This window comes from Paraburkholderia megapolitana (assembly GCF_007556815.1).
Taxonomy (GTDB): Bacteria; Pseudomonadota; Gammaproteobacteria; order Burkholderiales; family Burkholderiaceae; genus Paraburkholderia; species Paraburkholderia megapolitana.
Map to the genome: position 1 here is coordinate 3,779,083 of NZ_CP041745.1, position 15,714 is coordinate 3,794,796.

15 protein-coding genes are annotated in these 15,714 nt (G+C 62.5%); 13 read left to right on the forward strand and 2 right to left on the reverse strand.

The genetic code is table 11. From position 1 onward, the window contains the following. The first annotated feature begins 257 nt into the window (after positions 1-257). From FNZ07_RS30200 to xylB, 8 genes are all read left to right on the forward strand, one after another. Complete coding sequence (locus FNZ07_RS30200; RefSeq protein ID WP_091011092.1) at positions 258-710, forward strand: zinc-finger-containing protein; 453 nt, start codon at positions 258-260, stop codon at positions 708-710. A 198-nt stretch (positions 711-908) separates the two neighbouring features. Next, complete coding sequence (locus FNZ07_RS30205; RefSeq protein WP_091011091.1) at positions 909-2,183, forward strand: ABC transporter substrate-binding protein; 1,275 nt, start codon at positions 909-911, stop codon at positions 2,181-2,183. Between the two features lie 57 nt (positions 2,184-2,240). Continuing rightward, the gene (locus FNZ07_RS30210) at positions 2,241-3,119 is read left to right on the forward strand and encodes a carbohydrate ABC transporter permease (RefSeq protein WP_091011090.1); all 879 of its coding nucleotides are present in this window, start codon (positions 2,241-2,243) and stop codon (positions 3,117-3,119) included. Beyond that, positions 3,107-3,919, forward strand: a complete 813-nt coding sequence (locus tag FNZ07_RS30215; RefSeq protein ID WP_091011089.1) for a carbohydrate ABC transporter permease — start codon at positions 3,107-3,109, stop codon at positions 3,917-3,919. The genes FNZ07_RS30210 and FNZ07_RS30215 overlap by 13 nt, the downstream gene beginning before the upstream one ends. Positions 3,920-3,929: 10 nt before the next feature. After that, a complete protein-coding gene (locus FNZ07_RS30220; RefSeq protein WP_091011088.1) occupies positions 3,930-4,964 on the forward strand; it encodes an NAD(P)-dependent alcohol dehydrogenase in 1,035 nt (344 codons plus the stop codon). A gap of 2 nt (positions 4,965-4,966) precedes the next feature. Beyond that, a complete protein-coding gene (locus tag FNZ07_RS30225; RefSeq protein ID WP_091011087.1) occupies positions 4,967-6,145 on the forward strand; it encodes an ABC transporter ATP-binding protein in 1,179 nt (392 codons plus the stop codon). Between the two features lie 62 nt (positions 6,146-6,207). Continuing rightward, positions 6,208-7,086 (forward strand): AraC family transcriptional regulator, encoded by an 879-nt coding sequence (locus FNZ07_RS30230; RefSeq protein ID WP_091011086.1) that lies wholly within the window; start codon positions 6,208-6,210, stop codon positions 7,084-7,086. A gap of 49 nt (positions 7,087-7,135) precedes the next feature. Then, a complete protein-coding gene (xylB, locus tag FNZ07_RS30235) occupies positions 7,136-8,602 on the forward strand; it encodes a xylulokinase (protein ID WP_091011085.1) in 1,467 nt (488 codons plus the stop codon). 148 nt (positions 8,603-8,750) lie between these two features. Here the strand turns inward: xylB and serC are convergent, their stop codons facing one another. Continuing rightward, complete coding sequence (gene serC, locus FNZ07_RS30240) at positions 8,751-9,872, reverse strand: 3-phosphoserine/phosphohydroxythreonine transaminase (protein WP_091011084.1); 1,122 nt, start codon at positions 9,870-9,872, stop codon at positions 8,751-8,753. 236 nt (positions 9,873-10,108) lie between these two features. Between serC and FNZ07_RS30245 the strand changes: the two genes are divergently transcribed. Continuing rightward, complete coding sequence (locus tag FNZ07_RS30245; RefSeq protein ID WP_170275862.1) at positions 10,109-11,494, forward strand: tetratricopeptide repeat protein; 1,386 nt, start codon at positions 10,109-10,111, stop codon at positions 11,492-11,494. 9 nt (positions 11,495-11,503) lie between these two features. On the opposite strand, the gene FNZ07_RS30250 is transcribed toward FNZ07_RS30245, so the two are convergent. Next, the gene (locus FNZ07_RS30250; RefSeq protein ID WP_091011082.1) at positions 11,504-12,181 is read right to left on the reverse strand and encodes a FadR/GntR family transcriptional regulator; all 678 of its coding nucleotides are present in this window, start codon (positions 12,179-12,181) and stop codon (positions 11,504-11,506) included. A gap of 203 nt (positions 12,182-12,384) precedes the next feature. On the opposite strand from FNZ07_RS30250, the gene dgoD reads away from it, so the two are divergent. From dgoD to FNZ07_RS30270, 4 genes are all read left to right on the forward strand, one after another. After that, positions 12,385-13,533 carry a galactonate dehydratase gene (gene dgoD, locus FNZ07_RS30255; protein WP_091011081.1) on the forward strand — a complete coding sequence of 383 codons (1,149 nt, stop codon included), beginning with the start codon at positions 12,385-12,387 and terminating at the stop codon, positions 13,531-13,533. Then, entirely contained in the window at positions 13,527-14,843 is a 1,317-nt protein-coding gene (locus FNZ07_RS30260; protein WP_091011080.1) for an MFS transporter, read from the forward strand. Before dgoD ends, FNZ07_RS30260 begins: the two co-directional genes overlap by 7 nt. A 222-nt stretch (positions 14,844-15,065) precedes the next feature. Next, positions 15,066-15,368, forward strand: a complete 303-nt coding sequence (locus FNZ07_RS30265; protein WP_091011079.1) for a hypothetical protein — start codon at positions 15,066-15,068, stop codon at positions 15,366-15,368. A gap of 59 nt (positions 15,369-15,427) precedes the next feature. After that, entirely contained in the window at positions 15,428-15,643 is a 216-nt protein-coding gene (locus FNZ07_RS30270; protein ID WP_091011078.1) for a YodC family protein, read from the forward strand. Positions 15,644-15,714: the final 71 nt, after the last annotated feature.

Genomic DNA, 15,714 nt, shown 5'->3' on the forward strand with positions numbered 1-15,714 from the left:
ACGACGAGCGGGACGGACACGAATCGACAGCGCCACAGGAATTTTTTTAGCTTTTTTAGCGATCGTCGCGCGGCAACGCTGACCTGCCTTGTAGAGTCGCAGGCACAGCATGGCGAACGGAAAGCTAATCGAAAGATGTTTTCTCAGCGCCAGGCTACGCCGCGTCGAACGACATAAGCGATATGAAGTGCGCCAGCCCCCACCCCCGGTTTTGCTATATTGCCCCCTTACCTCACCACCTTCCCACCCCAGCCACCATGCGCGTCGGCCGCCCCGTTCCCTCGCTGCCACAACCCGTCTGCGACTACTGCGGCGCGAAAGCCCGCTTCGTCAGCTCCGGTGAAGACGGCTATCCCTACCGCGACGATCACGGTCCGTTATGGATCTGCACGCCGTGCGAGGCGTGGATCGGTATCTTCCCGCGCAGCACGCGGCGCGTGCCGCTCGGCCGTCTCGCCAACGCCGAGCTGCGTGACTGGAAAGCGCGCTTGCATGCCGCGCTCGAACCGATGGTGCAAGCCAAGGTCCGCCGCGACGGCAGCAACGTCTTCGAAGCGCGCGCCAAAGGTTACCGGTGGCTCGCGGGCGAAATGAAAATCGACGAAGACCAGTGCACCATCCATCAGCTCGACGCCGATCAATGCAAGGCCGCGATCGACATCATCGAGCGCTTCGAGCGGAGTCGCCGCGGCGATAACAGCGCGTCATAGACCGACCGGCCCCGCCTGCGCCCGCCTTCAAAACCCACCGACACAATTTGTGCAACGCAGCGCCAAGCTGCGCAAAAAGTACCACTGCGAAGATTCTTTTGAAGTGGTGAGCAGTGTTTCCTGAGCACTACAGTGCAGTCGACCGATGCGATCCAACGCGCATCGGCCGGACAGCGAAAAACAAATCAGGAGACAACTGTGAACACGATTCGATCTTTGGCGGCCTGTGCTGTGATCGGCGCGACCGTACCCGCCGCGGCGCTCGCGCAAACCTGCAACGTACCGGTGCTCAGAGTGCTGGCGCAGAAAAGTCTGGGCCTGTCGGTGATGGAGAAGTCGCTGCCCGACTACGAGAAACGCAGCGGTACGAAGGTCGAAATCAATTACTTCGGCGAAAACGACCGGCGTGCGAAGTCGCGGCTCGATGCATCGACGGGTGCGGGTTCGTATCAGATCTACTACGTCGACGAAGCGAATCTCGCCGAATTTGCATCGGCAGGCTGGGTCGTGCCGCTGCTCAAGTACTACCCGAAGGACTACGACTACAACGACTTCCTGCCGGGCCGTCGCGCGGTCGCGAACTACAAGGGCGTGGCCTATTTCGCACCGCTGATCGGCGGTGGCGATTTCCTGTTCTATCGGCGCGATCTGCTCGAAAAAGCGCATCTGCCAGTGCCAAAGACACTCGACGAACTCGTCGCCGACATCAAGAAACTCAACGCACCACCCAACATGTACGGCTGGGTCGCGCGCGGCCAGCGCGGCTCGGGCATGAACGTCTGGCGCTGGGCGCCGTTCATGCTCGCCGAAGGCGGCACGTGGACCGACAAGAACCAGCAGCCCGCGTTCGATTCGCCGGCCGCGGTCAAGGCCACGCAGCTCTATAGCGAGCTGTTCAAGTACGCGCCGCCGGGCGCCGCGACTTACGACTGGAGCAACGCGCTCGAAGCGTTCCGCTCGGGCAAGGTCGCCTTCATGATCGAGTCGACGCCGTTCGCGGACTGGATGGAAGACCCGACCAAATCGAGCGTGGCCGACAAGGTCGGTTATGTGCGGCCGCCGGCGCCGTTGCCGTCCGCTGCTTATGGTCATGGTCTCGCGATCTCGTCGGTTGGGGCGAAGGACGAATGCACGCGCCAGGCCGCGGGTAAGTTCATCGCATGGGCGACCAGCAAGGACCAGGAGCAGGCCCGTCTGCGCGACAACGTGTTCAGCGACTACAACCGCACGAGCACGATTCAGAGCGATTACTTCCAGAAACATGTGAAGCCGCAAATTCTGAGCGGCCTGAACGACACCAACCCGGTCACCAAAGTGACGATCTGGGCGAGCCCGCAGTGGCCCGATATCGGCGACAACCTCGGTATCGCGCTCGAAGAGATCTTCACGGGCACACAACCCGACGTGCAAAGCACGCTGACCGACGCGGTGCAGTACGCGAAGGATGCGATGGAACACGGCGCGAAGAAGTAGCACGCGTGATCTTGCAAGCAATCGCAGGCCGCTCGCGCGGCGCTGCTGGAGACATCGATGTTCAATCGCGGTAAAACGAGTCTGCCCTGGGTGTTTCTCGGGCCGCCGCTCGCCATCATGGCGCTGCTCGGCCTGATCCCGACTATCGCAGCGATCAACCTCGCGCTGAAAAACCGCGTACTGCGCTATCCCGACAGCGAATACGTCTGGCTGCGCAACTTCGCGCGGTTGATGTCGGATCGCCGCTTTCTGAATGCGATCCAGGTATCGGCGGTCTGGGAAATCGTCACAGTGGTCGGCGCGGTCGCTGTCGGTGTGCTACTCGCCATCTATCTGTTCGAGCGGATTCACGGGCGCATGCGCAACGTCATCGCGCTGCTGCTGATCATGCCGGTGCTACTGCCGCGTGTGTCGGCCGCGTTTATCTGGAAGTTCATGTACTCGCCGCTGACCGGCATCCTGAGCTGGGCGCTCGGCGCGGTCGGCATCGAGAACACCGCGTTCCTGTCGAACCCGCATGCCGCACTGTATGCGATCGCGCTGGTCGACATCTGGCAGTGGGGCCTCTTCTTCGCAGTGGTCGTCCTGAAGCTGCTCGAAACGCTGCCGCCCGAACCGCTCGAAGCCGCGCGCCTCGACTACGCATCGACGTGGCAGGTGTACGCGTACATCGCGCTGCCGATGCTCAAGGTGCCGATCATGAGCCTCGTCTTCATCAAGATGGTCGAGTCGCTGCGCTCGTTCGACCTGATCTACGTGATGACCAAAGGCGGCCCCGGCATCGCCACCGAAACGCTCGACATGTACGCGTACTCGCAAGGCATCGGCCTGTCGGGCAAGGTCTCGTACGCATCGAGCATGGCCGTGCTGATGATGATCGCCACCACAGCCATCTTTACGTTGATCTGGAAGCGGGTGAACAAATGGGAAGACTGATTTCGCGCAGTGTGACGGTGGCGGTCGGCGGCGCGATTGCGATCGTTGCGGTGTTCCCGATTTTCTGGGCGCTGCTCAACTCGCTGAAGAATCTGCTCGATATCGTCACGCCGACGCCGCGTTTTTTCTTCACCCCGACACTCGACAACTACCGCCAGGTGCTGTCGAGTCCCGAGGTACTGATCGGCCTCGGCAACAGCATTGCGATTGTCGGTAGCTCGGTGCTGATCGGTGCGCTGCTCGGTGTACCGGCCGCCTACGTGATCGCCCGCTTTCACATACCGGGCAAGCGCGACATCCAGTTCTTCCTGCTGTCGCTGCGCTTCCTGCCGCCGGTCGCGGTCGCCATTCCTTTGATCGCGATCTGGGTCGACCTCGGTCTGTACGACACGAAGCTATCGATGATCGTCACGTATCTGCTCGTCACGCTATCGACCATCACGTGGCTGTCGATCCCGGTGTTCCAGCGTCTGCCGCGCGAAGTCGAGGAAGCGGCGACGCTCGACGGTTACGGTCCGTACGCAGTGTTCTGGCGCATCGCGCTGCCGATCTGCTCGAACACGCTGATGGGTGGCATCGTCTTCAGCTTCGTGCTGGTCTGGAACGAACTGATGATCGCGCTCGCCCTCACTTCATCCCGCAGCGCGACGCTGCCCGTCGTCGCCTCCGCATTCACGTCGCTCGGACAGGAAGTACCGTGGGGTGTGATCAATGCGTCGACGGTGCTGCTCGCGCTGCCCCCACTGATTTTCGTCGGCATTCTGAGCCGGCTGTTGAACTCGATGCTCAAAGGCAAGTAAGGAGACGGTAGTGAAAGCTCTGGTACTCGAACAGGCACGCAAACTGGCGCTGCGCGACATCGACATTCCGCTCGAAGTCGGTCCGCGCGACGTGAAGATCAAGATTCATACGGTCGGTGTGTGCGGTAGCGACGTGCATTACTACACGCATGGACGCATCGGCCCATTCAAGGTGGACAGCCCGATGGTGCTCGGGCATGAGGCTTCGGGCACGGTGGTCGAAACCGGTCACGAGGTCACGCATCTGCGTGTCGGCGACCGTGTGTGCATGGAGCCCGGTGTTCCGCAGTTCGATTCGCCGGCTACGATGCGCGGCCTCTACAACCTCGATCCCGCCGTGCGCTTCTGGGCGACGCCGCCCGTTCACGGTTGCCTCACGCCGTACGTCGTGCATCCGGCAGCGTTCACGTTCAGGCTGCCGGACAACGTGTCGTTCGCGGAAGGCGCGATCGTCGAGCCGCTGTCGATCGGGTTGCAGGCCGCGAAAAAAGCCGCGATGAAACCGGGCGATGTCGCCGTGGTGATCGGCGCGGGCACGATCGGCGCGATGACTGCGCTAGCCGCGCTCGCGGGCGGCGCATCGCGCGTGATTCTCGCCGACGTGATCAAGGAGAAGCTTGCGCTGTTTGCGAACCACGCTGCAGTCACGACGGTCGACGTGCGCGCACATTCGCTGCTCGAAGCAGTGCGCGCAGCGACCGGCGACTGGGGCGCGGACGTAGTCTTCGAAGCGAGCGGCAACGCAAAGGTCTACGACACCCTGATCGATCTGCTATGTCCCGGTGGCTGCGCGGTACTGGTCGGCATGCCGGTCGACCCGGTCCCGCTCGACGTCGTTGCACTGCAAGCGAAGGAAGCACGCATCGAATCGGTGTTCCGCTACGCGAACATCTTTCCGCGCGCGCTCGCCTTGATCAGCTCGGGGATGATCGACGTGAAGCCGTTCATCTCGCGCAAGTTCGCGTTCGCCGACGGCCTGCGCGCATTCGAAGAGGCGGCGGCGGGACATCCGCACGACGTCAAGATCCAGATCGAAATGGACTGACCATGGCACAGATCGTTTGCAAGGGACTCACGAAGCGCTACGACGGCGGACCGCCGGTATTGCATCCGCTCGACCTGCAGATTCGCGACGGCGAGTTCGTCGTGCTGCTGGGCCCATCCGGCTGCGGCAAGTCGACGATGCTGCGGATGATCGCCGGTCTCGAGGACATCACCGGTGGCGAGCTGTCGATCGGCGGCGCGGTCGTCAACGCGCTGCCCGCACGCGAGCGCAACGTCGCGATGGTGTTCCAGAACTACGCGCTCTATCCGCACATGACGGTGTACGACAACATTGCGTTCGGCCTGCGCCGGTTGAAAGTGCCCGCGCCCGAAATCGACCGGCGCGTGCGCGAGGTCGCGGCGGTGCTGAGTCTCGATGCGATGCTCGAACGCAAACCGCGCGCGATGTCGGGCGGACAGCAGCAGCGCGCGGCGATCGCACGCGCGATGATCAAGACGCCCGCGGTGTTCCTGTTCGACGAACCGCTGTCGAATCTCGATGCCAAGCTGCGCGCGCAACTGCGCGGCGACATCAAGCGGCTGCATCAGCGGCTCAAGACGACGACGGTCTACGTCACGCACGATCAGCTCGAAGCGATGACACTCGCCGACCGCGTGATCCTGATGCGCGGCGGCCATATCGAACAGGCCGGTACGCCGTCCGATATGTATCACTACCCGCATACGGTCTTCGCGGCAGGATTCATCGGCACGCCGGCGATGAATTTCATCGACGCCACCATCAGCATCGAAAATGGCGTGCCGCATGCGCGCTGTCATGACCGCAGTTGGCCGCTCGCGGCACCGCGATTCGCCGGTTTGCAAGCGGGGCAGGCGGTCAAGCTGGCGATCCGGCCGAACTATCTGAAGATCGCCGAGGGCCATGCGCCGTGGCCGCTGCGGATCGACGGCCGGATCGAACTGGTCGAGTTGCTCGGCGCCGAAGCGCTCGTCAGCTTCGATTTCGCGGGTGAAAAGCTGGCCGCGCTGGTCCCTGCGAATGCGGTGCCGACGCTCGGCGACATGGTAACGTTCCACTTCGAAGACAGAGAACTGCACGTTTTCGACGGGCAAACCGGGCGCAACGTCACGCTGCCGGCTATATCGCCGGGCACGCAGCAAGCGCCGGTGCATACACCGGACACGCCCGCAACACCGCAGCGGGCACAGCCCGCGGCCTGAGTTGCCAGCGAGGTGCAAGCAAGGCGCAAGCGGTCGTAGCAGCGCAGTGGAGGAACGACGCAATGAATCCCGATCTCGAAGTCGTACATACGCGGCGCGACGAAACCTTTCGCGCCTGGGTGCACGGCTATCCGCACGATGTCGCCAAGTGGCACTTCCACCCCGAGTACGAAATTCACCTGATCAGCGCGTCGACTGGCAAATTCTTCGTCGGCGACCATATCGGGCAGTTTGCGCCCGGCAACCTCGTCGTCACCGGACCGAACCTGCCGCATAACTGGATCAGCGAGATCGGGCCGGGCGAATGCGTGCCGTCGCGCGATATCGTGCTGCAGTTTTCGCGCGAAGCCGTGCAGCAGATGGTGGCGGCCTTCACGGAACTACAGCCGGTGGTCGGCATGATCGACGATGCTTCGCGCGGCCTGCAGTTTCCCGATCACGTCGGCCTCGCGCTCGTTCCGCTGATGATGGAACTCGCTGACGCGCACGGTTGCCACCGCGTCGAGTTGCTGATGTCGCTGTTCGACCGGCTGTCGTCCTGCTCCGACCGGCGTGTGCTCGCCGGGCCTGCGTATCACATCGATGCACAACGTTACATGTCGTCGACGATCAATCAGGTACTCTCCTACATCCAGCAGAACTTGCCGGGCACGCTGCGCGAAACCGATGTTGCGGATCTGGTCGGCATGAGCGTCAGCACGTTTACGCGTTTTTTCCGCCGCCAGACGGGTTCGACCTTCGTGCAGTACCTGAACCGGCTCCGTCTGAACGAAGCATGCGAACTGCTGATGTGTTCGACGCTGAGCGTGACCGATATCTGTTACCGGGTCGGCTTCAACAACCTGTCGAACTTCAACCGACAGTTTCGCGCCATGAAAGGCATGCCGCCGTCGCAGTTTCGCGCGCTGCATCAACTGAACGAACACATGATCGCTGCCTGATGCGCAATTGCGCCGGGTCCCTCTCTTACTATTATTTCGACGCCTCTCCATGACCTTTCTTGGAATCGACCTCGGCACTTCTGAGGTTAAAGCGGTCCTGACCGACGACGGCTCCGCGCCGCTGGCAACCGCCAATGCTCCGCTCATCGTCGACCATCCGCATCCGCACTGGTCCGAACAAAGCCCGCAAGCGTGGTGGCACGCAACGCTCGATGCCATCGCCGCGATTCGCGCGGCGCACCCCACCGGCTTCGCGGCGCTGCGCGGCATCGGGCTGTCGGGACAGATGCACGGTGCGACGCTGCTGGACCGCAGCGGCCAGGTGCTGCGCCCCGCGATCCTCTGGAACGACACGCGCGCGTTCGCCGAGTGCGTCGAACTCGAAGCGCTGGTGCCCGAATCGCGGACCATCACCGGCAATCTCGCGATGCCTGGCTTCACCGCGCCGAAACTGTTATGGCTCGCGAAATACGAAGCATCGGTGTTTCGCGCCATACATAAAGTGCTGCTGCCGAAGGATTACGTCGCGTGGCGGCTGACGGGCGAGTTCACGTCGGACATGTCGGATGCATCGGGCACGCTGTGGGTCGATGTCGCGAAGCGCGACTGGTCGGACCGGATGCTGAGCGCCACCGGTCTGTCGCGCGAGCAGATGCCGAATCTCGTCGAAGGCAGTGCGCCGGCTGCACAGTTGCGCGATGGGCTGCGTCGGGAATGGGGTATCGAGGGTCCGGTCACGCTGTGCGGTGGCGCGGGCGACAACGCGGCCAGTGCGATCGGCATGGGCGTCGTCGGCGCGGGTGGCGCATTCCTGTCGCTGGGTACGTCGGGCGTGCTGTTCTCCGGCACCGACCGCTTTGCACCGAACCCGGAACAGGGCGTGCATGCGTTCTGCCATGCGCTGCCCGAGCGCTGGCATCAGATGAGCGTGATTCTCTCAGCGGCTGCGAGTCTCGGCTGGCTCTCGCAGGTCGCGCACACCGCCGTCTCCACATTGCCGGAACTGGCCGCACAGGTCGCTCCAGCCAGCGCCCCGATCTTCCTGCCGTATCTGAACGGCGAGCGCACACCGCACAACGACGCTAACGCACGCGGCATGTTCTGGGGACTCTCGGCCGCCCATACGACCGCCGATCTTGCCTACAGCGTGATGGAAGGCGTCGCGTTCGCGATGGCCGATGGCTATGCCGCGCTGCAGGGTGCGGGCACGACGCTCGAACAGGCCTCGTTTATCGGCGGTGGCTCGCGTAGCCGCTTCTGGGCGCAACTGTGCGCGACCGCGATGGGTGTGACGATGCGCCGGCATGCGAGCAGCGATATCGGTGCGGCGCTCGGCGCGGCGCGGCTCGCGCGGCTCGCGGTTACGCAGGATACGGTGGCCGAGGTTTGCACTGCGCCGCCGGTCATCGAGTCGTGCGAACCGGACCGCGCGTCGGAGCCGTTGCTCGCGCAACGTCTTGCTCGTTATCGCAGGTTGTATGTGGCGCTGAAGCCGGAGTTTGCTGCGGTTGGGTAGCGCGTGGGGTGCCCGGCGCCGCATGGGCAGGGCGGCGCGCGGATCTGCGTACGTCGCGGCGGCTGATCTGCGTGCGCGCGCGCCGCGCACCGACGCGAAGGTCCGCGCATTCAGCGCGATGCTCGACTAATTCAGCTCACGATGCTCGTTATGCGTCGGCCAGAGAAAACTCGCGCGCTTCGGCGTAGCGCTTGCTGAAGATCTTCATGAACGACGCGAGCACGCTAGCCTCGTGCTCGGTCAACGCGTTGTACAGCGACGCACGCACGCCGCCAATCGACCGATGTCCTTCCAGTCCATGCAGCCCCGCATCACGCGCCTCCTGCAGAAACTGCGCGGTTAGTTCGGGCGTCTGGCATTTGAACGCGACGTTCATCACCGAACGCGATTCGCGCTCGGCATGCGCGCTGTAAAACTCGGGCTCAGCATCGAGCACGTCATAGAGCAGACTCGCCTTGCGCCGGTTCACTGCATCGAGACCTTCGAGATCGCCGAACGTTTCGCGCATCCAGCGCGTCACCAGCAAGACGATGTAAATAGAGAAGACAGGCGGCGTGTTATAGATCGACCGCGCAGCGATGTGGGTCCGGTAATCGAGAATATTCGCGAGGCCTATTTGCGCCCGTTCGACCAGATCCTCGCGCAGAATCGCGATCGTGACGCCGGCCGGGCCGAGGTTTTTCTGTGCATGTGCATAGATCATCGCGTAGCGAGAGATGTCGACGGGTCGCGACATGAAGTCGGAGGACATGTCGCAGAACACGGGAACATCACCGGCGAACAGCCCGTCGGTTACCTGTAATCCTTCCACCGTTTCGTTCGAAACGTAATGCAGGTAGCTCGTACGCGAATCGATGTCGAGTTCCGCGGCCTTCGGCATCCGGCGAAAGCCGCTCGATTCGCCATCCCACACGATGCGCATGCCCGACCCCACCCCGGAATCCGACATGCTCTTGCGGCTCCAGTATCCCGACGAAACATACGAAGGCGGGCTCTCGCCCATGCCGCCGAAATTCATCGCCAGCATCGCGAACTGCAACGTGCTGCCGCCTTGCAGAAAGAGCACGTGATAGTTCTGCGGAACCTTGAGCAGGTGGCGGATGTTCGCTTCGGCTTCGTCCATGACCTCGCGAAACCAGTCGGAACGGTGGCTGATTCCGAGCACCGAAAGACCGACCTCGGGTACCTCCAGGATGGCCTGCTGCGCTTGCATCAGGACTGGTAGAGGAAGCGCGCCGGGTCCGCCGGAGAAGTTGTACTGAAGGTTCATGTGTTCCTCGCCTGAGAGATTCGCGGTATCGCGCACCACCACACTGCCGATAACGAAGCATGAATCAAACGGCGTTTGGCACAGCGCCCGATGCGAAGAAGGGTTATCACACGCGAAGGCACGCAAATGATGCGGGCGAGCGGGATTCGGGACGCTCTTTCGCATTCTCGCCAGTGTTCAAGACGTGCCGTCGATACCCTGTGGTGATTCCCTTCGACTTCCGGATCGGCCCACTCATGTCCATCGACGCTCTCGTCTTACAGGCGGCCAGGCACTCCCACGCGGGGCAGCTCGATCTCGTGGAACCGCTGTTGCTACAGATACTCGCCGTCGAGCCGCAGCATCAGATAGCGTGCCTCGAACTCGCGCGAGTGATGATACTGAGCGGCCGCTACGACGAAGCCGTCGCTGTGCTCGACCCGCTGGCGGACCACGCGCATAGCGGTGCCGAAGTGCATCGACGGCTCGCACTGGCTCATTCGTTTGCGGATAGAAAAAGCGCTGCGCTCATCCACTACCGGCGTGCCCTTGAACTTGAACCCGACAACGGACAGGTCCTGCACAGCATCGCCAATCTCGAGCAGGCGCTGGGACTCGCCGACGAAGCCGCGATTACCTATCGCCGCGCAGTCGAAGTAAAACCGCTGTGGACAATGCCCGCTGCCGTGTCGCCGCCGGAATTCCGCGTCTTGTGGATGTTCTCGCCGGGCGCGGGCAACACGCCGCCGGATTATTTCGTTAGTCGGGCGCGCTTCGAAAGCAGCATCCTTACCGTGCTCGACGACTTCGAGTACGACATCGATCTGCTGCGCAGCCACGCGGACGTGGTCGTCAACCTGGTTTCCGATGTCGATCAGAGTCGCGCGATTCTGGGCACGGTGGAAGCGCTCGCGGAACGTATCGGCAGGCCGGTACTCAATCATCCGCGACTCATCACCGGTACGGATCGGGCTTCGATTTCGACGCGTCTTGCGGGAACGCCCGGCTGTGTCGTTCCGCGTACACGCACGTTTTCGAATGTCGACCTGCTGCAGATGCCGAACAAAAACGAAACGTCGGAACTACAGTTCCCGTTGCTGGTGCGACGCGCCGGCACGCACGGCGGCGAAGACTTCGAGAAAGTCGGCGATAGCAATCAACTCAATGAGTTTGTGAGTCGCATTGGCGAGTCGGATTACTACATCACTCCGTTCGTCGATTACCGGTCCGACGACGGGTATTTCCGCAAGTACCGGTTCATCTTCGTGGGCGACGAAATTCTCCCGTATCACCTCGCAATCGATGACAAGTGGAAGATCCATCATGTGACGACATCGATGGCTGACATTCAATGGATGCAGGACGAAGAACGGGCGTTCCTCGACGACCCGTGGCGTGTTTTCGCAGCGCCCCAGCAAGCGGCATTACGCGCGATCCGGAATACCATCGGCCTCGATTACTTCGGCATCGACTGTGCGCTGACGCCTGCAGGCGAGGTCGTCGTGTTCGAGGTCAACGCGACGATGCTGGTGCACGGCAAGAACGACAGCTTTCCGTACAAGAGCGAAGCGGTTAACCGGATCAGGCAGCAATTCCATTCATTGCTCGCGGGAACGGCACACGAGGCACTGAGCGTCACGTAGCCCGTCGCTTTATCCTTCGATCCGCTCGCGCGTCACACCGAGCAGCGCCGCCATCGCCTGACGCGCAAGCGCTGCATCGCGATCGCGAATCGCATCGAACACCGCCGTGTGCTCAGCCAGCGATGCATTGAACACCCCAGCGCGTTTCGCATTCAAACGCAGCTGCGCTTCGAGCGTGCGCTCGATCAGCGTACCGAGCGGCACCAACAACTCATTGCTGCACGCGGCCAGCACGCTCAGGTGAAACTGCAGATCGGCGCGCACCCATTCATCGACGTTGCGCGCTTCGACCATCTCCGTATGAGCCGCTTCGAGTTCGGCAAACGTCTCGTCGTCGTGCGACGCCGCGGCCAGCGATGCCGCATACGGCTCGATCATTTCGCGCATCTCCTGCAGCTTGAGCGCAAACGCCACCGGCGGCGCCACCCGCGAGTACCAGTCGAGCAGATCCGCATCGAGGAGATTCCACGCGGTGCGCGGCCGCACACGCGTACCGATGCGCGGGCGCGATTCGATCAGCCCTTTCGACGTCAACGTCCGCAGCGCCTCGCGTAGCACCGTGCGGCTCACGCCGAACGCATCCATCAGCTCCGCTTCGCGCGGCAGGATCGATTCGGGCGCGTAGTCGCCACGCAGGATGGCGGTTGCGAGTTCATGCGCGACGCGGCCGTGCAGATCGTGCTGAATGGCTGTTCTCCTGTTGAATGAGGCGGGCTTCTTTGCGCTTGTATCGAGCCACGTCCCAAATAATACCGAATAGTACTATTAATAGTATTAAACGTCGATTTTGTGTAGTATTTCACTCCTCTGGGGCTGCGAGCCTGCCCGAACGGCACGCCCATCCGCGCCCCACGCTCAACATTGCAGCTGCGCGACAAGGAGACGCCGCCATGAAAATCACCCGAATCGAGACCTTTATCGTTCCCCCGCGCTGGTGCTTCGTGAAGGTCGAAACCGACGCAGGCATCGTCGGTTGGGGCGAGCCGGTCGTGGAAGGCCGCGCGCATACGGTCGCAGCCGCCGTCGACGAACTCTCCGATTATCTGATCGGCAAAGACCCGCTGCTGATCGAAGATCACTGGCAGGTGATGTATCGCGCGGGCTTCTATCGCGGCGGCCCGATCTCGATGAGCGCGATTGCCGGGGTCGACCAGGCGCTGTGGGACATCAAGGGCAAGCATCACGGGGTGCCGGTGCATGCACTGCTCGGCGGCCAGGTGCGCGATCGCATCAAGGTGTATTCGTGGATCGGCGGCGACCGTCCCAGCGATGTCGCGAACAACGCGCGCGCCGTAGTCGAGCGCGGCTTCAAGGCGATCAAGATGAACGGCTCGGAAGAGCTGCAGATCATCGATACCTTCGACAAGGTGCAAGGCGTCATCAACAACGTCGCCGCGGTGCGTGAGGCGGTCGGACCGAACGTCGGCATCGGCGTGGACTTCCATGGCCGCGTGCACAAGCCGATGGCCAAGGTGCTCGCGAAGGAACTCGATCCGTACAAGCTGATGTTCATCGAAGAACCGGTGCTGTCGGAGAACGTCGAGGCACTGCGCGACATCGTCAACCAGACCAGCACGCCGATCGCTCTCGGCGAGCGTCTGTATTCGCGCTGGGATTTCAAGCACATCCTCGCCGGCGGCTACGTCGACATCATCCAGCCCGATGCGTCGCATGCGGGCGGGATCACCGAGTGCCGTAAGATCGCATCGATGGCCGAAGCGTACGACGTCGCGCTTGCGCTGCACTGCCCGCTCGGTCCGATTGCACTTGCCACCTGTCTGCAGATCGACGCGGTCAGCTACAACGCGTTCATCCAGGAGCAGAGCCTCGGGATTCACTACAACCAGGGCAACGATCTGCTCGACTACATCCGCAACCCGGAAGTCTTCAAGTATGAAGACGGCTTCGTGTCGATTCCGCAAGGCCCTGGTCTCGGTATCGATGTGAACGAAGAGAAGGTGCGCGAGATGGCGAAGGTGGGTCATCGCTGGCGCAATCCGGTATGGCGTCACGCGGACGGTAGCGTCGCGGAATGGTAAGTCAGCAGGTTGGTGAGGCGGAAAACGCGACGCCGCGCGCGACCGGCAAACGGCATCGCCTGCTCGCGATGCTGTTCGTCACCGTCGTCATCACCTATCTGGACCGCAGCAACCTGTCGATTGCAGCGACCGCGATCGGTCGTCAGCTCGCGCTGACGCCTACACAACTCGGGCTCGTGTTCTCCGCGTTCGGCTGGTCGTATGCGCTGCTGCAGATTCCGGGCGGCATGCTCGTCGATCGCACGCGTCCGCGGCTGATGATGGCGGCGATCGTCGGACTGTGGTCGCTCGCGACGATCCTGCAGGGTTTCGCGGGCGCATTCATCGCGCTGCTGTCGCTGCGTGTGTTGCTCGGCGTACTCGAAGCCCCCGCCTACCCGACGCTGAACCGCGTCGTCACCACCTGGTTTCCCGACAGCGAGCGCGCCCGCGCCATCGCGATCTATACGTCAGGGCAATATGTCGGCCTCGCGTTTCTCACACCGCTTCTGGTGCTGACGCAGGAACGCTTCGGCTGGCACGGTGTGTTCGTGCTGACCGGCTTGGTGGGTGTGGTGTGGGCCTTCGTCTGGTATGCGCTGTATCGCGATCCGTCCGACGCGCAGGGCATCAACCAGCAGGAACTCGATGCGATCCGCGCGGGAGGCGGGCTCGTCGAACTCGGCGAAGCCGGCAACGCGAACGCCGCGCGCCGCCGCTATACGGCAAGCGACTGGCGCGCCGTGCTCGGCAACCGCAAGCTGTGGGGTGTGTACGTCGGCCAGATCGCGGTGACGTCGACGCTGTGGTTCTTCCTCACGTGGTTCCCGACCTACCTCGTCAAATACCGCCACATGGACTTCCTGAAAGCCGGGTTCATGGCGGCCGTGCCGTTTCTCGCCGCGTTCGTCGGCATTCTCGTGTCGGGGCTGCTGTCCGACTGGATGATCCGCCGCGGCGCGTCGGCGACTGTCGCGCGCAAGGTGCCGATTGTCAGTGGGTTGTTGCTGTCGACGGCGATCGTCGGCGCGAATTATGTCGAGACGCCGTCGATGGTCATCGTCTTCATGGCGATCGCGTTCTTCGGCAGCGGCTTCGCATCGATCACGTGGGTGCTCGTTTCATCGATGGCGAAGAAGGAACTGCTCGGTCTCACCGGCGGCATGTTCAACCTGATGGGCAACCTGTCGTCGATCTGCGTACCTATCGTGATCGGCCTGCTCGTGAAGGGCGACGACTTCGCGCCCGCTCTGGTGTTCATGAGCGCGGTCGGCGTGGTCGGCGCGCTGTCGTATCTGTTCGTCGTCGGACGGATCGAGCGGATCGAATAGACCGCTGCTGACGTTACGGCACATCGTGTGGGCGGCCCGGCAGTTACGTAACATCGAGGGCCGGAACCGCTTCCGCTGCCGCTTCTTACTCCCTCCCTCATCCCACCTCTGTTCTGCAAAGCCTTGTCAAACAAGGCTTTTCTGCGTTCCGCCCAGCCACCCGCATCAACCTGGCCCGCTCTTTGCTCGATAGGAATAAAACAGCAATTCGAGAGGCAGGCAATGGGCGAGTTTCTTCCCGACTATCTGATCCGCGAACAGGCGGCGGTCGGCACGCTAGTGGTATTCGCGATCCTGCGCGTGATCGCCGCGATGGTTGCGTACGAACGCGGCTGGCGCATCGCGACCGTCGATAAATGTTTCATTGCGGCTGTCGCGCTCTACTGCGTGCCGCAACTGTTCGATCTGCTCACGCATCTGTACACGGCGCGCGTTGCCTCGGCGGAACTGGAAGGCAAGATTGCGGGCGGCGCGATTGCGTTGTTCTGTGCGCCGATCGTGGGTCACAAGCTGGGTTATGAATAGATTGTCCGCTGCGTTCCCCGGTTTTCGCGCGGTTTTCGGATAACGAACGCTCACGCACCATGACATACGCCACAACGACCACCGCATACCAACCCGGCGACGTGCTGACGCTGAAATCAGGCGGACGTCCGATGACCGCCACCTGGGTAGGACCGGTCCTCTTCGCGTCGGGCACCTGGCTGATCTGCCAGTGGTTCGGCGACGACGGCGAACTGCATCAGGAGATGTTTCCGGGAGAAACGCTGGAACGGGTGCACGACGCGCTCGTAGCATGACGAGCAGTATGGGACAGCCGGCTCCCCGCCGGGTGACCGTGTGTTTGCGCCGCATAGCCACGCTGTGCGGC